The following is a 26,372-nucleotide window of genomic DNA, read 5'->3' as shown; positions in this document are numbered from 1 at the left end:
CCAAGCACTGACGATTCCCCAGCGACGACGCATGGAACGATGACGCGTCAGCCACGAGGAGGCGGCCATGAGTACCCCCATGTCGAGCGAGTTCGGACTCGCTTCCCTGCCCGCTCACTTCCACGGGTTCGCGCTGATGCACATCGCGATGCGCCGTGACGCCAGGCGACTGCTCGCCGCCGCGCCCCGGCTCACCCAGGCCGGGCTCGGCGCTGCCGGTCTGTGGTGGCAGCAGCTGCGCGACATCATCGACTGGCACCACCGCAGCGAGGACAATGTCCTGTGGCCCGGACTGCTGCGCAGGGCGCCGGAGTTCTCCGCCCAGGCCCGTCAGCTCGGGGACGACCATGTGGTGCTCGACCGGGCCATGGAGGCGGTCACGGCCGCGCTGCGGCCGGGCGGCGATCTGCCCGCCGTCGGTCTGGCCGCCACGCGCTTCGACTCCGTCCTGCGCGATCATCTGCGGGACGAGGAGGCGGTGTCCTTCCCCGTCTTCGCCCGGCTCGTGCCGGACGAGTATCTGGCGGTCGAGCGCAAGGTGATCGCCAGTGCTCCGTTCAAGGTCATGACGCAGCTCCAGCCCTGGATGTTCGACGGCGCGGACAAGTGGTCGGTGGCTCATGTCGCCGCCACGATTCCGCCGCCCGTGCGGCTGATCGGCAATACGGTGTTGCGCAGGCGGTACGAGAAGACCCTCGCCGGAGTGATGCGGCCCTCCTGAGAGCCGCACCGGTCCACGACCGCCCCGCCCAGCCCGTCAACAACCGGATGAGGAAGCCCGATGGAGACCCTTCCCGCAGCCGCCGGCCCCGTGCTCACCGCCGCCACCATCGGTACCGGGCTGATGGCGGGGCTGTACTTCAGCTTCGACGTGGGAGTCATGCCCGCCCTCGCACGCCGTGACGACCAGACGTATGTGACCGTCATGCGGAAGATCAACGGCGTTCTCGACAACAGCGCGCTGTTCGGCCTGCTGTTCGTCGGAGTGTTCCTCGCCACGGGTGTTGCCGCGGCCCTCCAGCGCCGGCTGGGACGGCCGGACGCGGCGCGCTGGACCCGGACGGCCTTTGTGCTCTACGGCGTCTCCGTCGCCGTCACGATGTGCGTCAACATCCCGCTCAACCGCATGCTGGCCCGCGCCGGCGCACCGGCGTCGAGTCCCGACTTCGGCGCCCTGCGCGGCCGGTTCGAGCGGCCGTGGACCTCGGCCAACATCGCGCGCACGGTGGCCTGTACGGCGGCGCTCGCCGCGCTCGGCCGTGCGCTGGTCCTGCACAACAGGGCGGCGACCGCGCAGTCCTGACCTCGACCCGCTCGTGAACCTGCCCCGACCCGCTCCTGAAACCTGCCTCGACCCGGGCCGTCCGGCCCGCCCCGAACTGCGCCCGTCCTCCCATTCGTTCCCCCGCGGGGAGGGCGGGCGCACCACCTCGATCCCCCGCCCCGCCTGAGACGGATCCGTTGAAACCGGTGACCATTCATACGGGGTCGTCTAAGGTGTGATGTCATGGACACACTTACAGGTCTGCTCGAAGGTCCGAAGGCCCGCGGCGCGTTCCTGCTGAAGTCGGTCTTCAATCCTCCGTGGTCCCTCCGGGTCGAGGACCGGGCACCGATCTCCGTGGTCACCATGGTGCGCGGAGACGCCTGGGTCCTCCCCGACAAGGGACATCCCGTACAACTGCGCCCGGGCGATGTCGCCGTGGTGCGCGGCCCCGACGCGTACACCATCTCCGACCGGCCGGAGACGGACGTACAGATCGTTGTGGGACCCGAGCAGCGCTGCAACACCACCGAGGGCGAGGACGTCACCGAGACGATGGCGCTGGGCGTACGCACCTGGGGCGACGACAGCAGGGCCGGCGCCTCGGTGATGCTCAGCGGTACCTACCAGGCGCCCAGCGAGATCGGCAGGCGGCTGCTCGCCGCCCTGCCCGTACTGCTGGTACGGCCCGCCGAGGCGGGCGACAACCCGCTCGTCCAGATCCTCGCCCAGGAGATCAGCAAGGACGAGATCGGCCAGGAGCTGGTCCTCGACCGGCTGCTGGACCTGCTGCTGGTGAGCGTGCTGCGCACCTGGCTCGCGGTGCCCGAGTCGGGCGCGCCCGCCTGGTACCGCGCCCAGAGCGACCCGGTGGTCGGCCCCGCGCTGCGGCTGCTGCACGAACAGCCCGGCAAGGCCTGGACGGTGGCCTCGCTCGCGGACACGGTGGGAGTCTCCCGCGCCGGTCTCGCCCGCCACTTCACCACGCTCGTCGGCGAGCCGCCGATGGCGTATCTGACGGGCTGGCGGCTCACCCTCGCCGCGGACCTGCTGCGCGAGCCGGACGCGACGGTGGCGACGGTGGCGCGGCGGGTGGGCTACAGCGGCGCGTTCGCGCTGAGCGCGGCGTTCAAGCGGGTACGGGGGGTGAGCCCGCAGGAGTTCCGCAAGGGGGGCCAGGGGGAGCCGCTGCAACGGCTGAGCGCGCCGACGCAGACGGTGGTCCTGGACCGCTGAGCGCCTCCCGGCGGTGCGCCTCCCGGCGGGGGCCGCCTGCGGCGGGGCGGTGCGCGCCTGCGGCGCGGGGCCGGGTGCGTGGTGGGTGCGGGTGTCGGGGCCTCCGGAGGTACATGTCCGGACGGCATGATTTACGCCGCGTGCGGGTTTCGTTGTTAGGTGCGGGCCGGTGTGCGGCACAAATCACGCTTTAGTGTCCGGACACGCACCTCCTCCGACCCCGACCCCCTCCCGCCCGAACCCCGGCTGCGGCTCGTGCCGGGCCCGCATATCCAGCCCGTCCGGCGTTTGAGGACGGAACGGCCCGCCCCGGTACCGGGTTCCCAGACTGTGGGGCAAAATCCAGCCCGTCCGGCGATTGAGGACAGAACCGGCAACCCCGGTGCCGGGCTCCCGGACGGTGGGGGCCAGCCCAGCCGCGCCCCCGGCCGCAGGCCGAAAAATCAGCCCGGTCGGCGATTGAGGGCGACCGACGTCAGTAGTAGGCCGTTTCGGGTCAGCCAGCGGCCGGAGAAGGCCGTGGGGGCGCCCGGTGGGGGATCGGACGGGTGGAGGTGGGCCGTGAACGTGCCGCGCGGGCTGATGCGTACCGTCGCGTCCGCGAAGCCCAGCCAGCGTTCCACCGACGGGTACCACGCCTTGTAGACCGCCTCCTTGGCCGAGAACAGCAGCCGGTCCCAGCACAGGCCCGGGCGCTCGGCCGTCAGCCGTTCCAGGGCCGCGCGCTCGCCGTCCGAGGCGATCAGGCCCAGCACACCGCGCGGCAGCGGCTCCGCGGGCTCCGCGTCGATGCCGAGCGCGGTCACCTCGGCCACCCTGGCCACCACCGCGGCCCGGTAGCCGTCGCAGTGGGTGATGCTGCCCACGACACCCGCGGGCCACTGAGGCGCGCCGCCTGCGCCGGGCAGCAAGGGCGCCGGCGCCAGGCCCAGTTCGGCGAGGGAGCGGCGCGCGCAGGCGCGTGCGGTGGCGAACTGCGCCTGTCTGCGCGCCCGGCGCCCGGCCATCAGCGCGGCCTCCTCCGGGAACAGCGGAGCGGGCGCCAGATCGTCGAACGCTTCCGACGATCTGACGCCCGGGGGCAGAATCTCCTCGATCACGGCGGAGTCAGGCGCGCGGACGGGCGACGAGACCGCCGACGGCCCGTACGATCTCGTCCGGCCGCTCCAGCGGGAGCATATGACCGGCGCCGGGAAGCTGCTCGAAGCGCGCGTCCGGCAGCGCCTTGGCCACCGTGTTGCCCAGCTCCGGCTTGACGACCCGGTCGTTCTCGCCCGCGAGCACCACGGCCGGTACCTCCACCGCCGCCAGTCCCGCGCGCAGATCCATCCCGCGCGAGGAGGCGAAGCAGTCGGCGCGCACCTGCGGCGCGGTCGCCGCGAACATCTGCCGGTTGACCTCCAGCAGGAACGGGTCGACGCCCTTGCCCATCGTCTGCGCGAGCAGCCGCCGGCCGAGCGCGGGACGGCGCAGCGCGCGGGAGAAGAGCGCGCTGCCCATCATGCGCACCTCGCTGTCGGGCGTCTCCTGGTCGTGCGCGGCCGTGCCCAGCAGCACCAGTCCGCGCAGCCGGCGCGCGGCGGCCGGATCGGCCGTGGCGTACGACATGGCGGCGAAACCGCCACCCGAGTGCCCGACCAGCACCGCGTCCCGCGAGCCGGTCTCGCCCAGCACCGCGGCCAGGTCCGCGCCGAACCGCCGGACGGCGATGGGCTCCTTGCCCAGGCTCGACGCGCCGTGGCCGCGCTGGTCGTACAGCACCACCCGGAATCCGGCCCGGATCAGCCGGTCCGTGACGGTGCCCCAGACCCGGCGGCCCGCGGCCCAGCCGTGCGCGAGGACGACCGTCGTACCGCTGCCGGCACCGGCCTTCAGCGGCGCGAGGACGCTCACCGCGAGCGCGGCGCCGTCGTCGGTGCGTACGGTGGTCTCGTCGGTACGGGCGCCCGCGTCGGCCGCCGACGTGACGGTGCTCATCGCGCTCCTCCGGCCGGTACCGCGCTGAGCTGCTTGCCCAGCGCCACAAAGGCCGCCAGTGCCGCCTTCGAGTGCTCGGCGCCGATGTCGGCGACCTTGGCCATCAGCTTCAGCTTGCCGCCGTGCGGACGCGCGCGGAAGTGCATGGCGATACGGGTGCGGCGCCCGTCGTCCAGCGGCTCCAGAATGAAGTCGGCCGGACCGCGGAAGTCTCCGTCGACATACTCGACGGTCATCCTGCGGCCCGGGACGACGGACTCGGTACGGGCGGTGAAGCGGAGCTTGGGGCCCCCGTTGCCGACGCCCTTCGTGTGGACGGTCACGGCGACCAGGCCGCCCACCTCGTCGGGCGCGCCGGAGACCGTCTCGAAGGTGTTGGCCGGGACCCACCAGCGGGCGGCACCGCGGAACTCGGCGACGAGCGCGTCCCAGACGACGTCCGCGGGGGCGTCGACCACCGCCTCGTCGATGATGTCGTAGCCGTTCATGCCAGTCTCCCTGTGTGGGACGGCGGATGGGATCGAAGGAGCGGGGCCCGCGACGGGCCCCGCTTCCGTGTCCGCTGTGCCGGTCCGGCCCGAGTGGCCGGTCCGGCACACCGGATCAGCCGAAGAAGCCCTGACCGGGCGTGAGGATGCCGGCCGGGTCGTAACGGCGCTTCGCGTTCAGGAGGTCGGAGTAGCGGCTGCCGAAGTGCTTCTTCCAGTCCGTGGTGGTCATCCGCGGGATGGCACCGACCAGATAGCGCTTGGCGCCCAGCGCCACGGCCTTGTCGTACAGCCGCCGGTTCTGCTCCAGCATCCCCGCGATGTTCGGCTCACCCGGGTGCGGGAAGCGCAGCAGGTCGAAGAGGTAGCCGATCGAGTCGTTCGGCTGGACCGCCATCGGACGCTTGAGCTTCGACGTACGGTACGGGTACGTCAGCACGAAGCCGACGCCCAGGTCGTTCGCGGTCAGGTCGGCCTCGGCGATCTGGAGGAACTGCTTGACCTTGGCGGCCGGCAGGAACAGGCTCAGCCAGGGCTTCGGCTGCTCCCAGTAACCGAACGCCTTGTAGTCCTCGACATAGGCGTCGAACCGGAAGATGTAGTCACGGAACGACATGTCGTCGACGGTGGCCTCGGAACGGACGTCCCGCAGCCCGGCGATCAGCGGGTCCCGGGCCGGGGCGGTGCCGGTGTAGGTGGCACCCAGCTCCATCCGGTAACGCCAGCCCGAGTCGTCGGGCTTGCGCGCGAGTTCACCGGCCTGGACCTCGAACTTGCCCTCTGCCAGGACCTTCTCCGCGTCGGCGAGGTAGGTCGTCACATCGTTGTAGATGAGGTTGAAGACGACGATCCGCTCCTTGGCGGGGACGATCTTCACCGTGAGGCGGACGATGATGCCCACCTGGCCGCCGCCGGCCAGCGCGGCGTTGAACAGGTCGGGGCGGACACTGGGGGAGGCGGTGAGCAGCTGCCCGGCACCCGTGACGATGTCGATCGACTCGATGGTGTCGACCGCCAGACCGTACTTGCCGACCGTGCCGCCGATGCCGCCGACGCTGATCGTGCCGCCGATCGACAGGTGCATGTAGTCGGGCATGGCCGGCGGCATCTTGCCCTTGGCCGCCGCCGCGTCGGTGAGCTGGGCCCAGGTGACACCCGCCTCGACCACGGCGCTGTTCGTACCGACGCTGACGACCTTGCCCAGACCGCGGGAGTCGATCGAGATACCGCCCGGGACCGCCGCCTGGCCGTAGTTGGAGTGCGACTCGAGGTCGTCACCGGTGCCGCTGCGCCCGTTCGCGGCGATCTTCAGGTTGTTGGCCCGGGCGTAGTTGACCATCTTGACGATGTCATTGACCGAGCCGGGCACCAGCACGGCCCACGGGGTGATGTTCGACACCAGGGCGCCGAAGTCCTTGCTGAACTGCACAAGGTCGGCCGCCGAGGTCTTCAGCGAGCCGTCCAGCGGCGGTACGGGCGCCACATCGCCCCACCAGCCGCCGCCGTGACCGCCACCACGGCCGCTGGCCTCGGCGGCCGTGGCCCAGGTCTGCGTGGCCGCGTTCCAGCCCACGACGGTCGCGGCGGTGGCGGCCATTCCGCCCAGAACTCTGCGCCGAGAAGGGGTGTTGGTGCTCATCTGGTCCGTTCTCCCGTTCGTCATACGTGGTTGACCGCCGGTCGGCCGGCGCCCACGGTGGTGGCGAGCTGGTACTCGCCCAGGTCGAAGTGCTTGGTGCCGTTGCGGAACCGCCAGGTGTACGTGGGCCAGATGGACGGGTTGCGCCCGGCGCTGTCCAGGTACCAGCTCTTGCAGCCGCCGGCGCTCCAGACCGCGCGGGCCTGACGCTTGTCGAGCGTGGCGTTGTACGCCTGCTGCGCCTCCGGCCGCACCTCGACGCTGGACAGGCCGCGCTTGTCCATCTGCTTGAGGGCGTCCATGACATAGGCGATCTGCGACTCGATCATCACGGTCTGGGAGGAGTGGCCCAGCGTCGTGTTGGGACCGAGCATCATGAAGAGATTCGGGAACCCGGCGATGGTCGTACCGCGGTGCGCGGACATCCCGTCGCTCCAGGCCTCCCGGAGCTGGACGCCGCCCTTGCCCCAGATCCGCCGGGCGACCGGACGGTCCGTGGCGAGGAAGCCGGTGCCCATGATGATGGTGTCGACCTCGCGCTCGCGGCCGTCCTTGGTCACGATGGACTTGGCCCGGACATGGTCGATGGAGTCGCTGACGATGTCCACGTTCGGCTGCTGGATCGCCGGGTACCAGGTGTTCGAGAACAGCAGCCGCTTGCACGCCACCACATAGTCGGGCGTGAGCCGCTCGCGCAGCGCCGGATCCGCGACGCTCTTCTTGAGATGGTCGGAGGCCATCTTCTGGACCTTCTCGGCGACCTTGGGCCGCGCGAAGGCGAAGGCCAGGACCTCACGGCCCCACATGTTGAAGTTGCGCCGGAAGCTCTGGTAGCCGGGGAAGCTGCGCAGCATCTTCGTGTGGAAGGCGCTGTTGACCTTGTCGTTCTTGGGGCCCACCCAGGGAGGCGTGCGCTGGTAGAGGTCGAGCTGCCCGACCTCGGGCTGGATCTTCGGCACGAACTGGATGGCCGAGGCGCCCGTACCGATCACGGCGACGCGCCTGCCGGTCAGATCGTGGTCGTGGTCCCAGCGGGCCGAGTGGAAGACCTTGCCCTCGAAGTCCGCGAGTCCCGGCAGATCCGGGACGGCCGGCTCACTGAGGTAGCCGGCGCCCGCGACCAGGACCTGGGCGGTGTACTCGCCGCCCGAGGTCTCGATGTGCCAGCACCGGGTGTTCTCGTCCCAGCGGGCCGCGATCAGCTCGTGGTTGAAGCGGATGTGCGGGCGCACCCCGAAGCGGTCGGCGCAGTCCCGCAGATAGGTGAACACCTCGTCGCGCTTGGCGAAGGTGCTCTTCCACTCCGGATTGCGGGCGAACGAGAAGGAGTACAGATGGGCCTGGACGTCACAGGCGCAGCCCGGATAGTTGTTGTCGCGCCAGGTGCCGCCCACCTCGTCGGCCCGTTCGAAGACCAGGAAGTCGTCGATCCCCTGCTGGAGCAGCCGGATGGCCGTACCCAGACCGGAGAAGCCGGTGCCGATGACCGCGACCCGCAGATGACGGGTGGGGCCCCGGCCGGCCGACTCCTTCGTCCCGTCGCTCACGCCGCCCCCGTGGGCGGGTTCGAGAATGCTCGTCACGGTGGCCTCCTCAGCCCCTGCGCTCGATGGTGACGCGGAAGTTGTTGAAGAACTTGTCTTCGAGGGTGTACGCGAAGATGTCGAGGTAGCGCTCGAAGCGGGCCACGACCTCCTCGCCCTCCAGGGCGACAGCCGTCTCACGGTCCGCGGCCAGCCGCTTCAGCCAGGCACGGCACGCCATGGCGAAGGACTCCCGCTCGTTGACGATCTCCACGACGTGGAAGACGCCCTCCGCGGCGGCGGTCAGCTCGTGGAGATGCGGGATGTGCATCCCCTCGAACTCGGAGCGCTGGAGGAACTTCAGATCGGCGAGCAGCTCACGGTTCATGGGCTGAGCCTCGGCCGTCATCGTGTGCAGAACGAACTTCGCACCCGGGTTCAGGGCCTTGGCGACCTGGTTGAAGAAGAAGCGGTAGCGCTTGGTGCGCTCGCGCGGCGGCAGGTTGGAGGAGACGAAGTGCTCCAGCGCGTTGATGCAGAACGCCGCGTCGTACTTCTCGTCCGTCTCGTGGTCCGCCCAGCTCTCCACCCGCGTGGTGATGCGCGGGTTGTCCAGGCCGGCGATGAACGCCTCCTGGGTGCGGCTCAGCGTCAGACCGACGGCCTGCTCGACTCCGTGGACGGTGGTGAGGCGGTTGAGCATGGTGCCCCAGCCGCAGCCGATGTCCAGCACACGGCGGGTGCCCGCGGCCCCGGCCAGCTCGGCGAAGGTGTCGAGCTTGCGCTCCTGCGCCTCGTCCAGTGTGGTGACGAGGTCCTCGCCCTGCTCCCAGTAGCCGCCGGAGTACATCATGGTCGGACCCAGCAGGAGCCGGTAGAAATCGTTGCTCACCTCGTAGTGGTGCCTTACCGCGTCGACCTCGGGGTCCACGGATCTGGGGGCGACCGTTGTCATGCTCGACCTCTTTCCTGTGTCGCTGCGCCGCTCGTTCCGACCGTTGATTCGGCCACGAGCAAACCGTGTCGCTCGCAACAGATGTGCAAGACGCCCATGCTTCGGCGGTGTTGCGCCCGGATTGCGCGGCCCGCGCTTCCATGCCTCTCGAAACCGGATGCACCGCGAGAGAGGACCGAAGCTCATGACGCTGCCCACCATCGAAGAACTGGCGAGCCAGCTCGAGGCCGTGTCGGGCGCCCAGGAGGTCAGCCCCGATGCACCGCTCCAGCACATCGCCGATGTGGACTCGCTGGACCTGATGGAGTGGCTGTACGGGTTCCAGAACCAGTACCCGGACATCCCCGCCGACGAGTCGCTCTTCGCCGACCTCGACGACACCACCACGCTGCGCCATGTGTACGAGCGGATCCTCGCGCTCGTCCCGCAGCCGGCGCAGGCGTAGCGAGAGCGCCTGTGAACGGCTTCGACATCACCGGGTGGGGCATGGCCGTACCCGAGCGCAAGGTCACCAGCGTGGAGTTGGCGGAGCGTTTCGGCGTTGACGAGAACTGGATCGTCAGCCGGTGCGGTATCCGGGAGCGCCGGGCCGTCGGACCGGGCCAGACGACTGCCTCACTGGCTGTCGAGGCCGGCCGTCGCGCGCTGGAGAAGGCGGGCCTGACCGGTGGCGACATCGCTCATCTGATCGTCGCCACCGCCACGCCCGAACAGCCCTCTCCGGCGACGTCCGCCTTCGTCCACCACGATCTCGGGATCGCGGGCGGAGCGCACGACGTCAACTCCGAGTGCGCGGGCTTCATCTACGCGCTGGTGTCGGCGATGGCGCTGATCGCCATCGATCCCCGGCCGATCCTGCTGATCGGCTCCGACACCCACACCCTGACGGCCAATCCCGCCGACCGTGATCTGTCCATCCTCGTCGGCGACGGCGCCGGCGCGGTGGTGCTCCAGCCGGGGCCCGAGAACCGGGTCAAGGCATGGAACCTCGGCGCGGACGGCTCCTGCGCCGGCAGTCTCAAGGTGCTGGCGGGCGGCAGCAGGATGCCGACCACCGAGGAGACGGTCCGCCAGGGCCTCCACTACGCGCAGATCAACGGCAACGAGATCTATCTCAACGCCGTGCGCTACACGGTCCGTACGGTCCGGGAGACGCTGGAGAGCGCCAAGGTCGACGCGGCCGACATCGACCATGTCATCCCGCACCAGGCCAATATCCGGATCATCAACTCGATCCTCAGCCACACCGGTCTGCGCCAAGAGGCACTGATCACCAATCTGGAGCGGTACGGCAACACCGCCTCCGCTTCCGTCCCGATCGCTCTCACCGAGGCGCTCGACGAGGGCCGGATCAAGAACGGTGACAAGGTGCTGCTCGCGGGCTTCGGAGCGGGCATGACCTGGGGATCGATCCTCATGGAGTGGGGCGGGGTGAGGAAATGAGCGGCAACAAGCCGCAGGGCAGCCGCCCCGAGAAGCCGGTCGCCCTGGTCACGGGAGCGTCCGGTGGACTCGGACAGGCCCTGGCCCTGGAACTGGACGCGCTGGGCTGCCGGGTGGCGGTCCACTACAACAGTTCCGAGGCCCAGGCCCGGGCCGTCCAGGAGAAGCTCGCCAACGATTCGGTCGTGGTCACCGGTGACGTCGGCTCCTGGGAGGCCGTCACCGCGATGTACGCCCGGATCAGCGACGAGCTCGGTCCCGTCGACGTCCTCGTCAACAACGGCGCGATCCGCAAGGACGCGCTGATGGCGATGCAGTCGCCGGCGGACTGGCAGCAGGTGATCCAGACCAATCTGGTCGGTTCGTTCCACACCGCCAGGGCGTCCGTGCCGTACATGCTCCGGCAGCGGTGGGGACGGATCATCAATGTGGTCTCGCCCTCCGGTCTGATCGCGACCGCGGGCCAGACCGCGTACTCCGCCTCCAAGGCCGGTCTCATCGGCTTCACCCGCACCCTGGCCGCCGAGTGCGGCCGGCGCGGGGTGACCGTGAACGCCCTCTCACCGGGCTTCATGATCACCGGAATGACGAAGGACCTGCCGGGCCGTGTCATCGAGGGAATGGAGGACAAGGCGCCCATTCCCCGGTTCGTCACGGTGGAGGAGGTGGCCCGCAGCGCCGGGCTCTTCCTGGACCAGGACTGTATGACGGGCCAGGTCATCAGTATCGACAGCGGAGTCTCGATCACCTGATTCCGGCTCCGGCCTCCGGGCCGTCCGGCAGGAGAGTCCGTCATCGCCCCGTACGGCCGGTGTGCCCTCTGGCGCATCCGGCCGTCCGGCATGCCCCGGCCGCACGGCAGGACATCGTGCCCCGACCGGCCGGCCGGCGAAAAAAGAGGCGGCCCGGCAACTGCCGGGCCGCCCGCGTATGTTCCCCCGCGGTTGGTTACGCCACACGCCGCGTCGGCGCGGATCGCGCCGGACGCACCGGATGTGTGAGACAGCCGTCCGCCGTCAGCGAGCACGGCCGCGGCGCGGCCGGTCTCGGCGACGGAGCCTCGAACATACCCATCAGCACCGGATCCAGCCGGGTGACGGCCTTGGGCTCCGGTGCCCGCCGCCGCTCCGGCGTACGGAGCAGTTCCAGATACGCCGCCTCGCTCTCGGGCGCCGGATCTATCCCCAGCTCCTCCGCCAGAACCTCCCTGAGCTGCTGATAGGTGCGCAGCGCCTCGGCCCGGTTGCCCGCCGTACGGTGCGCGGCCATCCGGCACCGGTAGGCGCTCTCCCGGAACGGAGCGCGGCGTACGGCTTCCTCGGCGTACCGCAGAGCGTGATGCTCGTCGCCGAGCGCGGACGAGGCCAGACTCGCGGTCTCCAGCGCGGACAGACGCAGCTCGTCGAGCCGCTCCCGCACGCTGTTGACCCACTCGCCCTCGTGGGCGGGGAGAAATGACCCGCGTAGATTTGACACAGCGGCGGACGCGAGCTGCTGCGCGACGGCGTAGGAGCCCGCCGCGTACGCCTCGGCCGCCTCGCTCAGCGCCGCCTCGGCACACTCGACGTCCACCGCCGCGTCGTCGGGCAGCCGCAGCAGATAGCGGCCTCCCTGGGCGACGAGCGGAGTGACACCGGGCTGCTGCCGGGGAAACGTGACGAAGGTACGGACCCGGCTGACGACACTGCGCAGGGCCGAGGCCCAGGTGTCGGGCAGGCCGTCGGGCCAGACGGTGTCCGCCAGTTGGTCACGGCTGGTACCGCCGGACCGTTCGAGAATGAGCCGGGCGAACGCGACTTGAGCCTGAGCGCTGGACAGATGCTGCGGAGGAACCCCTTCGGGTTCGATCGTGACGAGACCAGCAAGTCTGATGAGCAAGCTGTACTCCCCGGTGCGGTCGGCTGTCTGCCGGTTCCACCGGCGGCGGTTGCCGCCGGCGACATGATCGGAATCTCGCCAGGGGGCCCGTCCACGATGGTCCTTGTGAAGGAGATCGGGACAAGCGGTGCATGCCCCCTGCACAAGATTTGGACGATACCAATCGGCCTTCTCTACGTGTCAACCATGGCCGGGGAACATTCCCCGGGAATTGGTCGGAGAGCAGGATTCCGCTTCCTGGGCCATGTCGCGTTCTTCTTGCGTTGTCGGATTTCCGCATTTCACAGTCGTGTTGCGCGCGGCTTGCGCGGCTGTCGTTGAATTGCGACGCACTTTGAGTCCAAGGTTGAGCGGACTCCGGTAATTGTCCGAAACGTGGATGAGGAGACGCACGTGAACACATCCGGAGGATGGGAACGTCTCGCGCCGAAACTGGACGCGACGCGTCGTCGTGTGCAGTCCCTCGAGTGGGAGCCCGCCCGCCGCAACAGCTTCGTGACGTACACGGTCGAGCGTGACTCCGCGTACGCCGACCTCGACGGCGAACGCCTCCTGATGATGTCGGGCTACAGCTATCTGGGCCTGGCGGGCGACGAGCGCGTGGTGGCGGCGGCCAAGGCCGCGGTCGATCTGTACGGCACCGGCAACCACGGCGTGCGGGCGCTCGCGGGCTCGATCCCGCTGCACGAGGAACTGGAGGCGGAGGTCGCCCGGTTCGCCGGCCGCCAGGAGGCGATGGTCTTCGGCTCCGGCTACGCCGCCAACGTCGGTACGGTCGGCGGTCTGGTCGGCGGCGGTGACACCGTCTTCATCGACAAGTACGACCACGCGAGCATCGTCGACGGCTGCCGGCTCAGCGGCGCCACCGTCACCCGCTTCCGGCACAACGATGTCGACCACCTCGACCGGCGGCTGGCCGCCGCGAGCCCCGACGGGATCAGGCTCGTCATCGTGGACAGCGTCTACTCCATGGACGGCGACATCGCTCCGCTGCCCGAGCTGCGCGCCGTCTGCGACGCGCACGACGCGCTGCTGATGGTGGACGAGGCCCACGCGCTCGGTGTCATCGGCGCCACCGGCAAGGGCATCGAGGAGCACTTCGACTACCGGGCGAAGGTCGACATCAAGCTGGGCACCCTCTCCAAGGCCATCCCTTCGATGGGCGGCTGGGTGGCCGGACCGAGCGAGCTGATCGGCCATCTCAAGTACGCGGCACGGCCGTTCCTCTTCTCCGCGGCCCTCGGCCCGGCCCAGTCCGCCGCGGCCCTGGAGTCGCTGCGCATCCTGGAGCGCGAGCCCGAGCGCGTCAGCCACATCCAGCAGGAGTCCGCGCGGTTCCGCCGGATGCTGAACGAGGGCGGAATGCGCACCGGCGACAGCGAGACCGCGGTCGTCCCGGTCATCGCGGGCTCCGACGACGCGGCGTACGACTACGCCACCGCCTGCCGCGCGGCCGGTGTCATCGGACTGCCGGTGGTCACGCCCGCCGTCCCCAACGACCTGGCGCGGCTGCGGATCGCGATCACCGCCCGGCACACCAAGGCGGACATCGACTTCGCCGCGGAGGCCTTCCTCAAGGCCGCCCACGAGTGCGGACTGATCGCGGGCTGATCCACCGGCGGCGCGCACCGCGCCCGTCCCACCGCCATGCCCATCGCCACATTCACGCTCACCCGCGCGCCGGCGCCAGTCGGCCGCTGTCCGCCGTCCGCCGTTCGCACGGGATTCGGGATACGGGATGTCAACCTCACCGAGGCACACACAGCTCAAGGCGCCTGTCGCGATCACCGGCATGGGCGTCGTCACACCGGCCGGCTGCACTCCCGACGATCTGTGGACCACACTGCGCGCCGGCCGGTCCACGGCCGCCACTCTCACCCATCTCGACCTGGAGCGGCACCGGGTACGGATCGGCTGCCGGGTCCGCGGACTCGACGAGACCGGGCTGGTGCCCGCCAAGGACGCCCGCAGGATGGACCCGTTCGCGCTGTACGGCACGACGGCGGCCCTCGCCGCCCACCGGGACGCGGGCGCACCGGCCGTCGACCCGGACCGTACCGCGATCGTCGTCGGCAACGCCGTCGGCGGCCGGGCCACCAGCGACGCGGAATCGAAGAACTTCACCGAGTCGGGACCGCACCGGGTCAATCCGCTGATGCCGCTGATGACGATGCCCAACGCGGCGGCGGCCCAGATCGCGATGCGGCTCGGCTGGCACGGGCCCGCTCTGACCATCGCCACCACCTGCGCCAGCGGCGCCGACGCCATCGGCCACGCGGTGATGCTGCTCCAGACCTACCGGGCCGATGTGGTGCTGGCCGGAGGCTGCGAGTCGACACTGACGCCGGTCACCCTGGCCGGATTCGGCAACCTCAACGCCGTGTCGCTGCGCAACGACGACCCGGAGCACGCGTCCAGGCCGTTCGACGTCGACCGGGACGGCTTTGTGATGGGAGAGGGCGCCGGCTTCGTCGTACTGGAACGGCTCGACGACGCGAAGGCGCGCGGTACACGGCCCTACGCGACCGTCGCCGGCTATGCCTCCACCGCCGACGCGTTCCATCTCTCGATGCCGCTGCCGGACGGCGGCGCCGCGATCGGTGCCATGTCGGGAGCCATCGCCGACGCGGGCCTGGTGCCCTCCGACATCGTGCACATCAACGCGCACGGCACCTCGACACAGTTCAACGACCGTGCCGAAGCGGTCGCGCTGGCCAAGGTGTTCGGGCCCGACGGGCCGCCGGTCACCGCGAACAAGAGCGTCATCGGCCATCTCATCGGAGCCGCCGGCGCCGTCGAACTGATCGCCACCGTGCAGGCGATGCGCCAGTGCGAGGTCCCACCCACCGCCAATCACGAACGGCTGGAGCCAGGCATGGAAATCGACGTGGTCCACGGCGCGCCGCGCGCCGTCGCATCCGGTCCCGCGCTGTCCAACTCCTTCGGTTTCGGCGGCCACAACTCCACTCTGGTGGTGGCGCCGGTATGACGACCTTCTCCGTATCCGCCGGCATCCCGGCCGTGATCCGTACCGTCACCGCCGAGGAGATCGCCGCCTACCGCGGCGCGGTCCGCGCCGAACTGCCCGTCACCAAGGACGAACTGGCCTCGCCCGTCCACGCGTTCGTCCTCGCCCACACGGTGGCCGAGCGGACCGTGGCCGCGCTGACCGCCGATGAGCCGGGACCGGTCTCGGTCGTCCATCTCTCCCAGGACATCCGCGGCCACCGGCTCGTACGCGCCGGTGAGCGCGTCACCGTACGGCTGGAGGTGCTCGGCGCCCGGCGGGAGGCGCGCGGGACACGTGTCGCCCTGCGCTCCCGGCTCACGGGCGACGGCGCGGAGGGCACGAACGGCGTGGCGGGCGCCGGCGGCGCCGGTGAGCCGGAGCCGTTCGCCGAACTGATCACCAGCGCCCTGCTGGTGGGCGCCACCGCGCTCGAACCGTTCGGAGACATCGCCGCCGGAGCCGCCGCTCCCGCGCCCGCCGGGGCCGGTGAGCCCGCCACCGTCGTCCATGAGCCGACCGTGGAGTGGATCCGCCGCTACGCCCATGCCTCCGGCGACGAGAATCCGATCCATCTCGACGAGGAGGCGGCCCGCGCGGCCGGATTCGACTCCGTCATCGCCCATGGCATGAGCGTGGTGGCGCTGGCCGTCGAGGAGATCACCGACCGGTACGCCGACGGCGACGCCGCGCGCGTACTCGGCATCGGCGGGCGCTTCTCGGCGCCCGTCGCGCCCGGCGAGCCGCTCCGCTTCGACCTCCAGCCCGACGCGGCGGGACGAGTCGTGCGCTTCACCTGCCGTACGCCCGCGGGCCCCGCCGTCAAGAGCGGCTGGGTCGAGCTGGCACCGGCATCCGTACAAGCACCAGCACCAACACCCGTACAAGCAGAGGCACTTGCACAAGCACCCGCACCAGCCCAGGAGATCTCGAACACGAACAGAGACGGAGTCGGCGATGACGACTGACGGACTCGGCCTGGTGGGAGGCTTCCTCTCCCAGGTCCGTGAGCGGCCCGATGCCACCGCACTGCTGTGGAACGGCGAGGAGATCAGCTACCGCGAGCTGTACGAGCACGCCGGACGCGAACGGGACCGGCTGGCCCAGCTCGCGCTGGCTCCCGCCGAGCCCGTGGGCGTCCTCGCCACCAAGTCGCCCGCGGCCATCGCCCTGGTGCTGGCCTGTCTGCTGGCCCGGCGGCCCTTCCTGCTGCCCTCGCCCGCGCTCGCGCCCTCCCTGCTCGCCGATCTCTTCGCACAGGCGGGCTGCCGCCAGGTCATCACGCCCGACGGCACGGACGCGAACGTGGTGCCCAATCCCGAGGTCACTCCGCAGCCGCTGGCGCCGCGTGAGGCCGCCGACGTGTCGTTCATGCTCACCACCTCCGGCTCCACCAGCCTGCCCAAGATCGTCCCGCTCGGCCGGGAGGCCGTGAACCGGTTCGCCGCCTGGGCCGGCCCGGCCTTCTCGATCGGTCCCGGCAGCACGGTGCTCAACTACGCGCCGCTCAACTTCGATCTCTGCCTGCTGGATGTCTGGACGACACTGGCGCATGGCGGCCGGGTCGTCCTGGTCGATCCCGGACTCGCCGCGCGCGGCGGCCATCTGCTCGATCTGCTGGAGCGCCATGACGTCCAGGTCGTCCAGGCGGTGCCGATGTTCTACGGGCTGCTGCTCGACGCGGCCCAGCGGCGCGGCGCCACCCTGCCCGGTGTCGAGCATGTGATGTTCAGCGGCGATGTCATCCCCGACCGCACCTTCGCCGCGCTGCCCGAGCTCTTCCCCAAGGCGCGCATCCACAACATCTACGGCTGCACCGAGACCAACGACAGCTTCATCCACGAGGTCGACACCGCCACCACCGCCTTCCCGCCGGTGCCGATCGGCGTCCCGCTGCCCGGTGTCGAGGCGCTGATCCTGGACGAGCGCGGCGAGGCGGTCGAAGGTCCCGGCTCCGGCGAGCTGTATGTGTCCACGCCCTTCCAGGCGGCCGGCTATCTCGACCGGACCCGCCACGCCGACAAGTTCACCGGCCATCCGCTGGGACTGGACGACCGGCGCTGGTTCCGTACCGGTGACCTCGTACGGCGCGACGGCGACGGCCGGCTCCATCTGACCGGACGCAGCGACCACCAGGTCAAGGTCCGCGGTGTCGCCGTGAACACGGCGGAGGTCGAACGGGTGCTGCTCGACCATCCCGCGGTGCTCGAAGCGGGCGTGGCCGCCCTGCCCGACCCGATCGAGGGCCGCCGGCTCGTCGCCGCCGTCCAGGCGGCGCCCGGCAGCGGTCTCAGCACTCTGACGCTCCGTCAGCACTGTGCCAGGAGCCTGCCCAGGGCGGCGGTTCCCGCGAAGCTCCAGATCGTCACGGAGCCGCTGCCGAAGACCGCCACCGGAAAGGTCGACCGCAAGGCGCTCGACCGTCTCCACGAGTTGTCAACAGCCAAAGGAAGGACGTCATGAGCCACGTCGGCACCATCAAGCAGTTCGTCATCGAGGAGTTCCTGCCGGATGTCACGGCCGAGGAGCTCGCTGACGACCACGACCTGCTCTCGGACGGGGTCATCGACAGCCTCGGTGTGCTGAAGCTGATCGCCTGGGTCGAGGACCGCTTCGAGGTGGCGATCGGCGACGCCGACCTCGATCCCAACAATTTCCGCAGTGTCGCGGCGATCGACGCGTTCATCGCCGGTGCGCGCCGTCCCGAGGTGGCAGGTAGCTAGCGGTGCATGACGCACTCATCGGCCTGCTGGAGCGGCGCGCGCCGGTCGGGCGCGAGACCTGGCGGTCGTTCTGGGACGAACTCGGCGACGGCGGCCTCGACAGAGCGCAGGCCCTCGCCCTGCTGGTCTCCCTGACGACCGCGCTGCCCGGCCCCGAAACGCTGCGCGGGCTGCTCGACTCGCTCGCCGAACGGCGGCCCGCCGAACCGGCGGGCCGCTGGGCGGGCACCGTCAATGTGGTGGGCACCGGCGGAGGACCGAGGACCTTCAACATCTCCACCGCGTCGGCGTTCGTCGCCGCCGCGGCCGGGGTACGGGTCGTCAAGACCGGCTCGCGCGCGTACACCAGCTCGCTCGGCTCCGTCGATCTGCTGGAGCGGCTCGGGGTCCGGCTGACCTCCTCGTACGACCAGACCGCCGAGACGCTGGACCGGTTCGGCATCGCCTTCGCGGGCCCGTTCGTCTATCCGGTCCAGCTCACCCGGCTGGCCAGGACGATCGCGCCGACGAGCATGAAGCCCTTCGGCCGGTTTCTCAACTCGCTCGGGCCCTTCCTCGCGGATCTGCCCGTCAGCGCGCAGATCACCGGTGTCTCGGCGAGCGCGCCGCTGGCGGAGTTGCGCGCCCTCGCCACCACCGTCACCGGCCGCACCCTGTGGCTGACCACCAACGACCGCGGAGCCGATGAACTCCTCGGCTTCGCCGACAACACGATCCACACCAACGACGGCCAGGAGCTGCGCTTCCCGGCGGGCGAGCTCGTAGCGGCGGGCGGCGGCTTCGAGGATCTGCTGCCGGTCACGGATCCCGCCGACGCGCCCGCCCACTTCCTCTCCGTCCTCGCCGGCACCGCCGGTGAGGTGGCCACCCGTACGGTCTGCCTCAACGCGGCGGCACTGTCCGTCGCGAGCGGCCACACCCCGGACTGGACCAAGGCCGTCGCCGTCGCGGAGGACGCCGTACGGAGCGGAGCCGCCCGCGAGCTCGCCGAGCGCATAAGGGCGGCGGCGCCCGGCAGGCCCGCCGGGACCGGGACGGCGAGCCATGGCTGACTTCTTCACGCGGACCGCGCCCGGCGAGGGACCAGGGCTGGCGCTCTTCCTCAATGCCGGGGATCCGCCGCTCGACGTCCTCGCCGATCTGGTCCTCATGCTCGACGAGGAGGGCGTCGACTGTCTCGAACTGGCCGTGCCCTTCCCGGACTCGGTCACCGACGGGCCCGTGATCCGCCGCTCGGCCCGCCGCGCGCTCGACCTGGGCGTCGGACTGGACGAGGTACTGGCCTTCATCGCCGAGGTACGGCCGAGGCTGCGCCGGCTGCGGATCGCGCTGCTCGCCGACTGGAGCCACTCGCTCAAGCACCGGGACCCGGAGCGCACGCTGCGTACGATCGCGGACTCCGGCGCCGACGGACTGCTCGTCCACGCGCTGCCGCCACGGCTGCGCACCGCCCACTACACGGCCGCCCGCGCCGCGGGAGTGCCTGTCGTCACCACCTGCTACCAGCAGAGCCCGCCCGCGACCATGGCCGAGGCGGCGGCCGAGGCAAGCGCGTATCTCTATCTCGTCGCCCACTACGGACGCAGCGGCACCGCTCCGGCCGCCGGCCATGCCGCACTGGCCGCCACGGTCACCGCGCTCCGGGCGCACACAGCGTCCCCGATAGCCATCGGCTTCGGGGTCAGGACCAGACAGGACGTGGAGACCGTCGGAGCCTGCGGAGCCGATGCCGTAATCATCGGCTCCGCAGGAGTCGCCCGGATCGAGCAGTCGCTCGACCAAGGGGGCGACGTCATCGACGGCTTCCGCACCTTCGTCAGGTCCGTATCGCCCAACCGTTCCATCACACCTGAGAGAACAGGGAGCTGAACATGTTCATCCGCGAACTGGAGAACGTGAAGACGGTCGAGTGGGGCAACGGCCTGAGCCGTCGCTTCATCGTGGCCGCCGACGGCCTCGACTACAGCATCACCGACACTACCGTGCGCGCGGGCACCAAGTCCCGTCTGGAGTACCGCAATCACATCGAATCCTGCTACTGCATCGAGGGTTCCGGTGAAGTGATCGAGCTGGACGGCACCTCGCACCCGATCACGCCCGGTGTTCTCTACTCGCTCAACGAGCACGACGCCCACTACCTCGTGGCCAGCCCGCACGAGGACCTGCGTCTGGTGTGCGTCTTCTCGCCGGCGCTCCGGGGCGACGAGGTGCACCAGCTCGACGAGCAGGTGTCCTCCGCCTACTGATTCCCGTATTTCTTCAACATCCCGCACATACTGCACATCAAGCACATACCGCTCGACCGCCCGCCACTGATCCGTAACGGAAAGGCTCGCCGTGATCCGCTGGAACGCCGACCAGGCCGAACTGCGCGAAGGTCTGGCCCGGTGGGGTGAGGCGCTCAGCGCCGGCCACATAGAACAGGACGAACAGGCCACGTTCTCCTGGGACAAGTGGAAACTCATCCGGGAGACCGGCATTCTCGCGCTGCCCTTCGAGGAGCGATGGGGAGGCCTCGGCCAGTCCCTGCTCACCACCATGTATCTGCTCGAAGGGCTGGGCGAGCACTGCCGTGACTCGGGGCTGAGCTTCTCGGTCACCACCACCATGGCCAGTACCGGCGTACCGGTGGAGAAGTTCGGCACGGACGAGCAGAAGGAGCGGTATCTCACCCGGATCTGCTCCGGAGAACTGATCGGTGCCCACGCCATCACCGAGGCGGAGGGCGGCTCGGACGCCATGGCGATGACCACACGGGCGGTGCGGGACGGCGACCAGTTCGTCCTGAACGGCTCCAAGATCTTCGTCAGCAACGGCCCCGTCGCCGATGTGTTCGTCGTCTACGCGCGTACGCATCCGGACGGCGGAGCACTCGGAGTCACCGCGTTCCTTGTGGACCGGGACACTCCGGGACTCACGATCGGCAAGCCGACCAAGAAGATGGGACTGCGGACCTCGCCGCTCAGCGAGCTGTTCTTCGACGAGTGCCGTATCCCCAGGACCCAGGTGCTCGGCCGGGTCGGCGGAGGGTTCATCGTGCTCGACCACGTGATGAAGCGGGAGATCCTCTTCTCGTTCATCGTCAATGTCGGGGAGATGCAGCACCGGCTCGACCGCTGCCTCGACTACGCGAAGACCCGCCGTTCCTTCGGCAAACCGATCGGCTCGTACCAGTCCGTCGCCAACAAGATCGTCGACACGAAGATCCGGCTGGAGACGGCGAGGAAATGGCTGTACGACACCGCTGAACGGCTCGCGGCCGGCGAGAACGTCACGGTGGACCTGGCCATCGCCAAACTGGTCACGAGCGAGAGCAACCTGGCGACCAGTCTGATCGCCGTGCAGATCTTCGGCGGACACGGTTACATGACCGAGTACGGACTGGAGAAGGACGTGCGTAACGCCGTGGCCGGCACGATCTACTCCGGCACCACGGAGATCCAGTACAACCGCATCGCCTCGATGCTGGGCCTGGGCAAATGAGCCCGGAACCCGGCTCCAGGCTCCCGGCGGGACACTCGGCCGCACCCGAGACCCGCCGGGTTCTGAAAGTCTGCGGCGCCACCTCCACGGACGACATCACCACGCTGGCAGCCGCGGGAGCGGACTGCGTCGGCGTGTGGCACGGCGTGCCGGGCGGCCATGCCGAACTGCCCGAGGAGCGCCTCACCGAACTTGTCGCGGCGGCCCATGCCACCGGCCGGCTCGAACCGGTCCTCGTCACCTTCCTCGGCGATCCCGAAGCCCTGACCGGCCTGGCGCGCCGTACCGGCCTCCGCTGGCTGCAACTCCACGCGTACCAGCCCCCCGCCGTCATCGCCGCGCTGCGCGCCGCCCTGCCCGACGCGGTCCTCGTCAAGGTCCTCCATCTCAGCGGCGGGAGCTGTGTCGAACGCCCGCTGATCGGCGCGTACGAACGAGCGGGCACCGATCTGTTCCTGCTCGACACATCCACCGAGGACGGCCGTATCGGCAGCACCGGACACCGGCTGCCGGAGCCGGACGTACTGGCGCTGCTGCCCAGGCTCACCCGCCCGTTCCTGCTCGCAGGCGGGATCTCCCCGTACAACCGTCCCGACTACGACGGCGTCGCCGCGCATCCCGGGTTCCGCGGTGTCGATGTGGACACCGGCGCCCGTGACGCCGAGGGACGCTTCTCGGCGCCCGCCGTCACCGCCCTGGCCCGCGCCTGGCGGACCGCCATGTCCCTTGAGGAGTCCCTATGACTGCCCGTTTCCTGGAAGCCCTGCTGGCCGCGGAACGCCCGCTGGTCATGGAGGTCAAACGGCGCGACGCACACGGCTACGACCTCCTCGGCGGCCGGACACCGGTCGCGATCGTCGAGTCGTACGAGGCCGCGGGCGCCCCGTGCATCTCGGTGGTGACCGGACGCTGGTTCGGCGGGACTCCCGCGCTGCTGCGCGATGTCGCCGCGCTCACCGATCTGCCGCTGCTCCAGAAGGACTTCATCACCCGCAGGGACCAGCTCAAGACCGCGGTGGAGCTGGGCGCCTCCGCCGTGCTGCTCACGGCCGCGCTGCTGCCCAGGTCCAGTATGCGCACCCTGATCACCGCCGCGCTCAGCACCGGTCTCACTCCCTTCGTCGAGGTGACGGAGGAGTCCGAACTCGACGGTCTGCCGCACACCGACGAATGTGTGATCGCCGTCAACAACAAGGACATCAAGGCCAAGGAGAGCGACCGAGGCGATCTCGAACGCAGCCTCGCCCTGCTGCCCGCGCTCCAGGCCGCAGGTACGCCGTGTCCGGTCAGCGCCAGCGCCATCGACAGCCCCCTCGCCGCCGCCCGGCTGCTCGACGCGGGCTTCGGCGGGCTGCTGGTCGGCACCTCGCTGCTGCGCACCGCGAACGCGAGCGCCTGGCTGGACGAGCTGGACGGCGCCAGAACCCGCTCCGTGGCCGCACCCAAGGCCTGAGCGACAGACCGGTACGGGCCCGCCCCAGGGACCGTACGCCTCGGCCGGCCCGGCCTCTCGCGCCTCGCTCTCCCCGCGTCCCGTTCCCGAACCGCTCCTGTCACACGCTCCCCAGGAGAACCGTCCGCCATGACCGCACCCGCCGCACCCACCGTCCCCGCCGAAGTGCCGTCAGCCGTACGTACCGTGCTCCTCGACGCCGACGGCGTAGAGGTGTCGGGCCTGCTCGCCGAGCCCGAGGGCGTCGAACCGCGTGCCGTGGTCGTCGCCATCCACGGCCGGGGCATGTGCGCCGACTACTTCAACGGACTGACCGATCCGGCCGACTCGCTGCTCACACTCGGCGCGCGGCTTGGCTACTCCGTGCTCGCGCTCGACCGGCCCGGCTACGGCGCCTCCGCCCGGCAGCTCCCGGAGGGCCAGCCGCTCGGCGACCAGGCGACGACCTTGCACGCGGCGCTCACCGACTTCGCCAAGAACCACCCGACCGGAGCCGGCTTCTTCGTGGTCGCCCACTCCGACGGCGGCAAGGTCGGTCTGCACATGGCGGCGCAGGACGCGGGCAGCGCGCTGATCGGCCTCGACATCAACGGCTGCGGCTGGCGCTACGCCCGCGAGGCCCGGCACTTCCCCGACACCCTCGGCGGTGGCGCCTCCCGGCTCAACTGGGGCCCGCTGAACCTCTACGCGCCCGGTACGTTCCGCGCGAGCCGCTCCCTGCTGCGGGCGGTACCGCGGCGCGAGGAGATCCAGACGGCGGTGTGGCCCATCCAGTACCCACGGCTGGCCGGCCACATCACCAATCCGCTCCGGCTGACCTTCGCCGAGCACGAGCTCTGGTGGGAGCTGGACGACGCCTCGCTGGCCTCGATGAAGGGCCGGCTGACGGCCGCGCCTCTTGTCACCGTGGAGCGGCTGCCCGCCGCCGGGCACAACATCAGCATCGGCCGTGCGGCCCGCACCTACCATCTACGGGCGCTGGCCTTCCTGGAGGAGTGTCTGCTGCTCGGTCGCGGCGGCGCGGCGCGCGGCTGAACTCCCGTACCCGCACGGCCGGTTGCCGGGCCCGGTCGTACCCGTGATCAGTCCGTGGTCCTCCCCGGGTGCGCGCGGCCCATCGCGGCTAGTGTGTGCGGACCGTATTCACCCACACACCGAGCGACCAGGAAGGACCTCCGCCATGGCGGCACAGAACCCGGAACGTCCGGAGCACCCGAGGCCAGGCCCACGCGTCCGGCCGGCCGACGGAGGGCGCTCGTACTCCTTCGAGTTCTTCCCGCCGAAGACCGAGGCGGGCGAGCGCACGCTCTGGAACGCGATCCGCCGGATCGAGGCGCTCGCGCCCTCCTTCGTCTCGGTGACCTACGGCGCGGGCGGCTCCTCGCGCGACCGTACGATCGAGGTCACCAAGCGCATCGCCGCCGAGACCACACTGCGCCCGGTCGCCCATCTCACCGCGGTCGGCCACTCGGTGGCCGAACTGCGCCACATCATCGGCCAGTACGCGGACGCCGGCATCCGGGATGTGCTCGCCCTGCGCGGCGATCCGCCGGGCGATCCGCGCGGCGAGTGGGTCCGCCATCCCGAGGGCTTCGCCCAGGCGAGCGAACTGGTCTCTCTCATCCGGGAGTTGGGCGACTTCACCGTCGGTGTGGCGGCCTTTCCCGAACGCCATCCGCGCTCGGCCGACTGGGAGAGCGACATCCGCCACTTCGTGGCCAAGTGCCAGGCGGGCGCCGACTACGCCATCACCCAGATGTTCTTCCATGTGGAGGACTATCTCCGGCTCCGTGACCGGATCGAGGCCGCCGGCTGCACGACGCCGATCATTCCGGAGATCATGCCGGCCACCGACCACCGCCAGATCCGCCGGTTCGCGGAACTCAGCGACGCCCGCTTCCCCGAGGAGCTCGCCGCGCGCCTCGAAGCGGCCCGCGACCAGCCCGGCGAGGGCCATCGGATCGGTGTCGAGTACGCCACGGCCATGGCCGAGCGGCTGCTCGCGGAGGGCGCTCCGGGCCTGCACTACATCACTCTGAACCGCTCCACGGCCACGATGGAGATCCACCAGAATCTGGGCGTCGGCGCGGGAGCGCGGAACGTGCCCGTACCCGTCCCGGCACCCGCCGCCTAGGACTTCGAACTCCGGCCGCTGGAGCCCCGGTCGAGGATGGCTCCAGCGGGTCTGGCGGGCCGCCACCGGCCCTGCCATGATCTTCGGGCCGGTCAACTCCGGCTTGGACGCAGAAATATGAACCTGAGCTTCGTGGCTATGTACCGTCTCACCGCACTGGACTTGACTGGTCTCATGACGCAGATCATGAGAATTGCCCAGGGAACCGGACCAAAGGCCGCGTGGACACTCTGAGATCAGCGGGCAGACCCATCGCCGTGTCACACGTCGGCGGCAGCGTCGACGACGACACCGTGGCGGCCGCCGGATCACCTCGCATCGGACGGCTTCGACCACCAGACAAGGACATCCCATGAGCTACAACGCGCCCGGCACCCCCAATCCCTACGCCGCCTACCCGCCGCAGGCCCCGGCGCCGTCGCCCGTGAGCCGGAGCAAGGCGGTCGGGCCTCTGCTGATGATCGCCACCATCATGATGGGGCTCATGGCGGGTCTCTTCTTCGCGTACGACATCTCGGTCATGCCCGGTCTGGCCAGGACGGACGACCGTACGTATGTCGACGCGATGCAGAACTTCAACGCGCTGATCGACGGCAACGGTCTCTTCGGCATGGCCTTCATCGGAGCCCTGGTGGCCGCCGCGGTCGCCGCGTTCCTGGAGTACCGCCGGGGCCGGCGGGGGACCGCGCTGTGGATCGGGGCCGCGGCCGTGCTCTATCTGGTGGCCCTGATGATCACGTTCAGCGTCAACATCCCGCTCAACAACGAGCTGGCCGCCGCCGGTGACCCGGCCAAGATCACGGACTTCTCGATCGTCGACAAGTTCAAGGGCACCTGGGAGACGAGCAATATCGTCCGGACCCTGGTGTGCACGGCGGCGCTGGGCTTCCTCGCCCGCGCGCTGGTGCTGCACGGCCGCAGCAGCGGCGCCTCCGCTGCCGTCGGCGCTCCCGCGATGCGGCCTTACGGCGTCTGAAACACGGCGCCGAGTGCACGGACGAGTGCACAGAGGAGAGGGGGGGGGGGCCCGGGGCCCGCGCGGGGTGGGGTGGGGGGGGGGGGGCGGGTGGGGGTAAACCGTCCCGGGACGGCGCCCCCGCGGCGGCCGTGGCGGGCGCCGGCGGATAGCCGTAGGCGGGCTGGGCCGCCGGATGCGGATAACCGTAGGC

27 protein-coding genes are annotated in these 26,372 nt (G+C 70.3%); 20 read left to right on the top strand and 7 right to left on the bottom strand.

Annotation, left to right across the window (positions count from 1 at the left end):
- The first annotated feature begins 67 nt into the window (after positions 1-67).
- From ACFV6H_RS24875 to ACFV6H_RS24865, 3 genes are all read left to right on the top strand, one after another.
- Positions 68-721 (top strand): hemerythrin domain-containing protein, encoded by a 654-nt coding sequence (locus ACFV6H_RS24875; RefSeq protein ID WP_093604603.1) that lies wholly within the window; start codon positions 68-70, stop codon positions 719-721.
- 60 nt (positions 722-781) lie between these two features.
- Positions 782-1,303: a DUF1772 domain-containing protein gene (locus ACFV6H_RS24870; protein ID WP_384788377.1), complete on the top strand. Its 522-nt coding sequence runs from the start codon at positions 782-784 to the stop codon at positions 1,301-1,303.
- A gap of 204 nt (positions 1,304-1,507) precedes the next feature.
- Complete coding sequence (locus tag ACFV6H_RS24865) at positions 1,508-2,500, top strand: AraC family transcriptional regulator (protein ID WP_093604599.1); 993 nt, start codon at positions 1,508-1,510, stop codon at positions 2,498-2,500.
- A 443-nt stretch (positions 2,501-2,943) separates the two neighbouring features.
- Here ACFV6H_RS24865 and ACFV6H_RS24860 read toward each other — a convergent pair whose 3' ends face one another.
- From ACFV6H_RS24860 to ACFV6H_RS24835, 6 genes are all read right to left on the bottom strand, one after another.
- Positions 2,944-3,600 (bottom strand): 4'-phosphopantetheinyl transferase, encoded by a 657-nt coding sequence (locus tag ACFV6H_RS24860; RefSeq protein ID WP_385545852.1) that lies wholly within the window; start codon positions 3,598-3,600, stop codon positions 2,944-2,946.
- 7 nt (positions 3,601-3,607) lie between these two features.
- Positions 3,608-4,477 carry an alpha/beta fold hydrolase gene (locus ACFV6H_RS24855; RefSeq protein WP_385545849.1) on the bottom strand — a complete coding sequence of 290 codons (870 nt, stop codon included), beginning with the start codon at positions 4,475-4,477 and terminating at the stop codon, positions 3,608-3,610.
- Positions 4,474-4,965, bottom strand: a complete 492-nt coding sequence (locus tag ACFV6H_RS24850; RefSeq protein ID WP_384781250.1) for an SRPBCC domain-containing protein — start codon at positions 4,963-4,965, stop codon at positions 4,474-4,476. Before ACFV6H_RS24850 ends, ACFV6H_RS24855 begins: the two co-directional genes overlap by 4 nt.
- A 115-nt stretch (positions 4,966-5,080) precedes the next feature.
- Positions 5,081-6,604, bottom strand: coding sequence for an FAD-binding protein (locus ACFV6H_RS24845; protein ID WP_385545846.1), 1,524 nt, complete (start codon positions 6,602-6,604; stop codon positions 5,081-5,083).
- Between the two features lie 20 nt (positions 6,605-6,624).
- Positions 6,625-8,187, bottom strand: a complete 1,563-nt coding sequence (locus ACFV6H_RS24840; RefSeq protein WP_385545843.1) for a flavin-containing monooxygenase — start codon at positions 8,185-8,187, stop codon at positions 6,625-6,627.
- A 10-nt stretch (positions 8,188-8,197) separates the two neighbouring features.
- Positions 8,198-9,082 (bottom strand): class I SAM-dependent methyltransferase, encoded by an 885-nt coding sequence (locus tag ACFV6H_RS24835; RefSeq protein ID WP_066945730.1) that lies wholly within the window; start codon positions 9,080-9,082, stop codon positions 8,198-8,200.
- Between the two features lie 184 nt (positions 9,083-9,266).
- Between ACFV6H_RS24835 and ACFV6H_RS24830 the strand changes: the two genes are divergently transcribed.
- Genes ACFV6H_RS24830 through ACFV6H_RS24820 form a run of 3 tightly spaced genes read left to right on the top strand, consistent with a single transcriptional unit; the run spans position 9,267 to position 11,277 of the window.
- Complete coding sequence (locus ACFV6H_RS24830; protein ID WP_046502425.1) at positions 9,267-9,527, top strand: hypothetical protein; 261 nt, start codon at positions 9,267-9,269, stop codon at positions 9,525-9,527.
- An 11-nt stretch (positions 9,528-9,538) separates the two neighbouring features.
- On the top strand, positions 9,539-10,525 hold the full coding sequence (locus ACFV6H_RS24825) for a 3-oxoacyl-ACP synthase III family protein (RefSeq protein WP_079124951.1): 987 nt from the start codon (positions 9,539-9,541) through the stop codon (positions 10,523-10,525).
- Positions 10,522-11,277 (top strand): SDR family NAD(P)-dependent oxidoreductase, encoded by a 756-nt coding sequence (locus tag ACFV6H_RS24820; protein ID WP_384781243.1) that lies wholly within the window; start codon positions 10,522-10,524, stop codon positions 11,275-11,277. Before ACFV6H_RS24825 ends, ACFV6H_RS24820 begins: the two co-directional genes overlap by 4 nt.
- Before the next feature lie 196 nt (positions 11,278-11,473).
- On the opposite strand, the gene ACFV6H_RS24815 is transcribed toward ACFV6H_RS24820, so the two are convergent.
- Positions 11,474-12,403 (bottom strand): BTAD domain-containing putative transcriptional regulator, encoded by a 930-nt coding sequence (locus ACFV6H_RS24815; protein WP_384781241.1) that lies wholly within the window; start codon positions 12,401-12,403, stop codon positions 11,474-11,476.
- Between the two features lie 393 nt (positions 12,404-12,796).
- Between ACFV6H_RS24815 and ACFV6H_RS24810 the strand changes: the two genes are divergently transcribed.
- From ACFV6H_RS24810 to ACFV6H_RS24745, 14 genes are all read left to right on the top strand, one after another.
- Positions 12,797-14,014, top strand: a complete 1,218-nt coding sequence (locus tag ACFV6H_RS24810; RefSeq protein WP_385545837.1) for an aminotransferase class I/II-fold pyridoxal phosphate-dependent enzyme — start codon at positions 12,797-12,799, stop codon at positions 14,012-14,014.
- A 127-nt stretch (positions 14,015-14,141) separates the two neighbouring features.
- Positions 14,142-15,392 carry a beta-ketoacyl-[acyl-carrier-protein] synthase family protein gene (locus ACFV6H_RS24805; RefSeq protein ID WP_385545834.1) on the top strand — a complete coding sequence of 417 codons (1,251 nt, stop codon included), beginning with the start codon at positions 14,142-14,144 and terminating at the stop codon, positions 15,390-15,392.
- Positions 15,389-16,378, top strand: coding sequence for a MaoC/PaaZ C-terminal domain-containing protein (locus ACFV6H_RS24800; protein ID WP_385545831.1), 990 nt, complete (start codon positions 15,389-15,391; stop codon positions 16,376-16,378). Before ACFV6H_RS24805 ends, ACFV6H_RS24800 begins: the two co-directional genes overlap by 4 nt.
- On the top strand, positions 16,368-17,873 hold the full coding sequence (locus ACFV6H_RS24795) for an AMP-binding protein (RefSeq protein WP_385545828.1): 1,506 nt from the start codon (positions 16,368-16,370) through the stop codon (positions 17,871-17,873). The genes ACFV6H_RS24800 and ACFV6H_RS24795 overlap by 11 nt, the downstream gene beginning before the upstream one ends.
- On the top strand, positions 17,870-18,133 hold the full coding sequence (locus ACFV6H_RS24790) for an acyl carrier protein (protein WP_093602737.1): 264 nt from the start codon (positions 17,870-17,872) through the stop codon (positions 18,131-18,133). The genes ACFV6H_RS24795 and ACFV6H_RS24790 overlap by 4 nt, the downstream gene beginning before the upstream one ends.
- Positions 18,134-18,135: 2 nt before the next feature.
- Entirely contained in the window at positions 18,136-19,185 is a 1,050-nt protein-coding gene (locus ACFV6H_RS24785) for a hypothetical protein (protein ID WP_385545824.1), read from the top strand.
- Positions 19,178-20,002 (top strand): tryptophan synthase subunit alpha, encoded by an 825-nt coding sequence (gene trpA / locus ACFV6H_RS24780; RefSeq protein ID WP_385545821.1) that lies wholly within the window; start codon positions 19,178-19,180, stop codon positions 20,000-20,002. The genes ACFV6H_RS24785 and trpA overlap by 8 nt, the downstream gene beginning before the upstream one ends.
- Before the next feature lie 2 nt (positions 20,003-20,004).
- Positions 20,005-20,379 carry an ectoine synthase gene (locus ACFV6H_RS24775; protein ID WP_093598128.1) on the top strand — a complete coding sequence of 125 codons (375 nt, stop codon included), beginning with the start codon at positions 20,005-20,007 and terminating at the stop codon, positions 20,377-20,379.
- A 91-nt stretch (positions 20,380-20,470) separates the two neighbouring features.
- Positions 20,471-21,616 carry an acyl-CoA dehydrogenase family protein gene (locus tag ACFV6H_RS24770; protein WP_384985587.1) on the top strand — a complete coding sequence of 382 codons (1,146 nt, stop codon included), beginning with the start codon at positions 20,471-20,473 and terminating at the stop codon, positions 21,614-21,616.
- Complete coding sequence (locus ACFV6H_RS24765) at positions 21,613-22,359, top strand: N-(5'-phosphoribosyl)anthranilate isomerase (RefSeq protein ID WP_385545816.1); 747 nt, start codon at positions 21,613-21,615, stop codon at positions 22,357-22,359. Before ACFV6H_RS24770 ends, ACFV6H_RS24765 begins: the two co-directional genes overlap by 4 nt.
- Positions 22,356-23,069, top strand: coding sequence for an indole-3-glycerol phosphate synthase (locus ACFV6H_RS24760; protein ID WP_093598119.1), 714 nt, complete (start codon positions 22,356-22,358; stop codon positions 23,067-23,069). Before ACFV6H_RS24765 ends, ACFV6H_RS24760 begins: the two co-directional genes overlap by 4 nt.
- Before the next feature lie 129 nt (positions 23,070-23,198).
- A complete protein-coding gene (locus ACFV6H_RS24755; protein ID WP_385545812.1) occupies positions 23,199-24,104 on the top strand; it encodes an alpha/beta hydrolase in 906 nt (301 codons plus the stop codon).
- Positions 24,105-24,249: 145 nt separating this feature from the next.
- Positions 24,250-25,203, top strand: a complete 954-nt coding sequence (gene metF, locus ACFV6H_RS24750; RefSeq protein WP_385545809.1) for a methylenetetrahydrofolate reductase [NAD(P)H] — start codon at positions 24,250-24,252, stop codon at positions 25,201-25,203.
- A gap of 352 nt (positions 25,204-25,555) precedes the next feature.
- On the top strand, positions 25,556-26,179 hold the full coding sequence (locus ACFV6H_RS24745) for a DUF1772 domain-containing protein (protein WP_384985580.1): 624 nt from the start codon (positions 25,556-25,558) through the stop codon (positions 26,177-26,179).
- Positions 26,180-26,372: the final 193 nt, after the last annotated feature.

Origin of the sequence: Streptomyces sp. NPDC059743 (genome assembly GCF_042732975.1) — a bacterium.
Lineage (GTDB): Bacteria > Actinomycetota > Actinomycetes > Streptomycetales > Streptomycetaceae > Streptomyces.
The sequence above is the reverse complement of the archived record's forward strand: the minus strand, read 5'-3'. Positions and strand labels throughout refer to the sequence as shown.

Bases quoted from the DNA above. Each gene is read 5' to 3' on its own strand.
- ACFV6H_RS24875 (WP_093604603.1), top strand. From the start codon at position 68: ATGAGTACCCCCATGTCGAGCGAGTTCGGACTCGCTTCCCTGCCCGCT.
- ACFV6H_RS24870 (WP_384788377.1), top strand. From the start codon at position 782: ATGGAGACCCTTCCCGCAGCCGCCGGCCCCGTGCTCACCGCCGCCACC.
- ACFV6H_RS24865 (WP_093604599.1), top strand. From the start codon at position 1,508: ATGGACACACTTACAGGTCTGCTCGAAGGTCCGAAGGCCCGCGGCGCG.
- ACFV6H_RS24855 (WP_385545849.1), bottom strand. From the start codon at position 4,477: ATGAGCACCGTCACGTCGGCGGCCGACGCGGGCGCCCGTACCGACGAG.
- ACFV6H_RS24850 (WP_384781250.1), bottom strand. From the start codon at position 4,965: ATGAACGGCTACGACATCATCGACGAGGCGGTGGTCGACGCCCCCGCG.
- ACFV6H_RS24845 (WP_385545846.1), bottom strand. From the start codon at position 6,604: ATGAGCACCAACACCCCTTCTCGGCGCAGAGTTCTGGGCGGAATGGCC.
- ACFV6H_RS24835 (WP_066945730.1), bottom strand. From the start codon at position 9,082: ATGACAACGGTCGCCCCCAGATCCGTGGACCCCGAGGTCGACGCGGTA.
- ACFV6H_RS24830 (WP_046502425.1), top strand. From the start codon at position 9,267: ATGACGCTGCCCACCATCGAAGAACTGGCGAGCCAGCTCGAGGCCGTG.
- ACFV6H_RS24820 (WP_384781243.1), top strand. From the start codon at position 10,522: ATGAGCGGCAACAAGCCGCAGGGCAGCCGCCCCGAGAAGCCGGTCGCC.
- ACFV6H_RS24805 (WP_385545834.1), top strand. From the start codon at position 14,142: ATGTCAACCTCACCGAGGCACACACAGCTCAAGGCGCCTGTCGCGATC.
- ACFV6H_RS24800 (WP_385545831.1), top strand. From the start codon at position 15,389: ATGACGACCTTCTCCGTATCCGCCGGCATCCCGGCCGTGATCCGTACC.
- ACFV6H_RS24795 (WP_385545828.1), top strand. From the start codon at position 16,368: ATGACGACTGACGGACTCGGCCTGGTGGGAGGCTTCCTCTCCCAGGTC.
- ACFV6H_RS24790 (WP_093602737.1), top strand. From the start codon at position 17,870: ATGAGCCACGTCGGCACCATCAAGCAGTTCGTCATCGAGGAGTTCCTG.
- trpA (WP_385545821.1), top strand. From the start codon at position 19,178: ATGGCTGACTTCTTCACGCGGACCGCGCCCGGCGAGGGACCAGGGCTG.
- ACFV6H_RS24775 (WP_093598128.1), top strand. From the start codon at position 20,005: ATGTTCATCCGCGAACTGGAGAACGTGAAGACGGTCGAGTGGGGCAAC.
- ACFV6H_RS24765 (WP_385545816.1), top strand. From the start codon at position 21,613: ATGAGCCCGGAACCCGGCTCCAGGCTCCCGGCGGGACACTCGGCCGCA.
- ACFV6H_RS24760 (WP_093598119.1), top strand. From the start codon at position 22,356: ATGACTGCCCGTTTCCTGGAAGCCCTGCTGGCCGCGGAACGCCCGCTG.
- ACFV6H_RS24755 (WP_385545812.1), top strand. From the start codon at position 23,199: ATGACCGCACCCGCCGCACCCACCGTCCCCGCCGAAGTGCCGTCAGCC.
- metF (WP_385545809.1), top strand. From the start codon at position 24,250: ATGGCGGCACAGAACCCGGAACGTCCGGAGCACCCGAGGCCAGGCCCA.
- ACFV6H_RS24745 (WP_384985580.1), top strand. From the start codon at position 25,556: ATGAGCTACAACGCGCCCGGCACCCCCAATCCCTACGCCGCCTACCCG.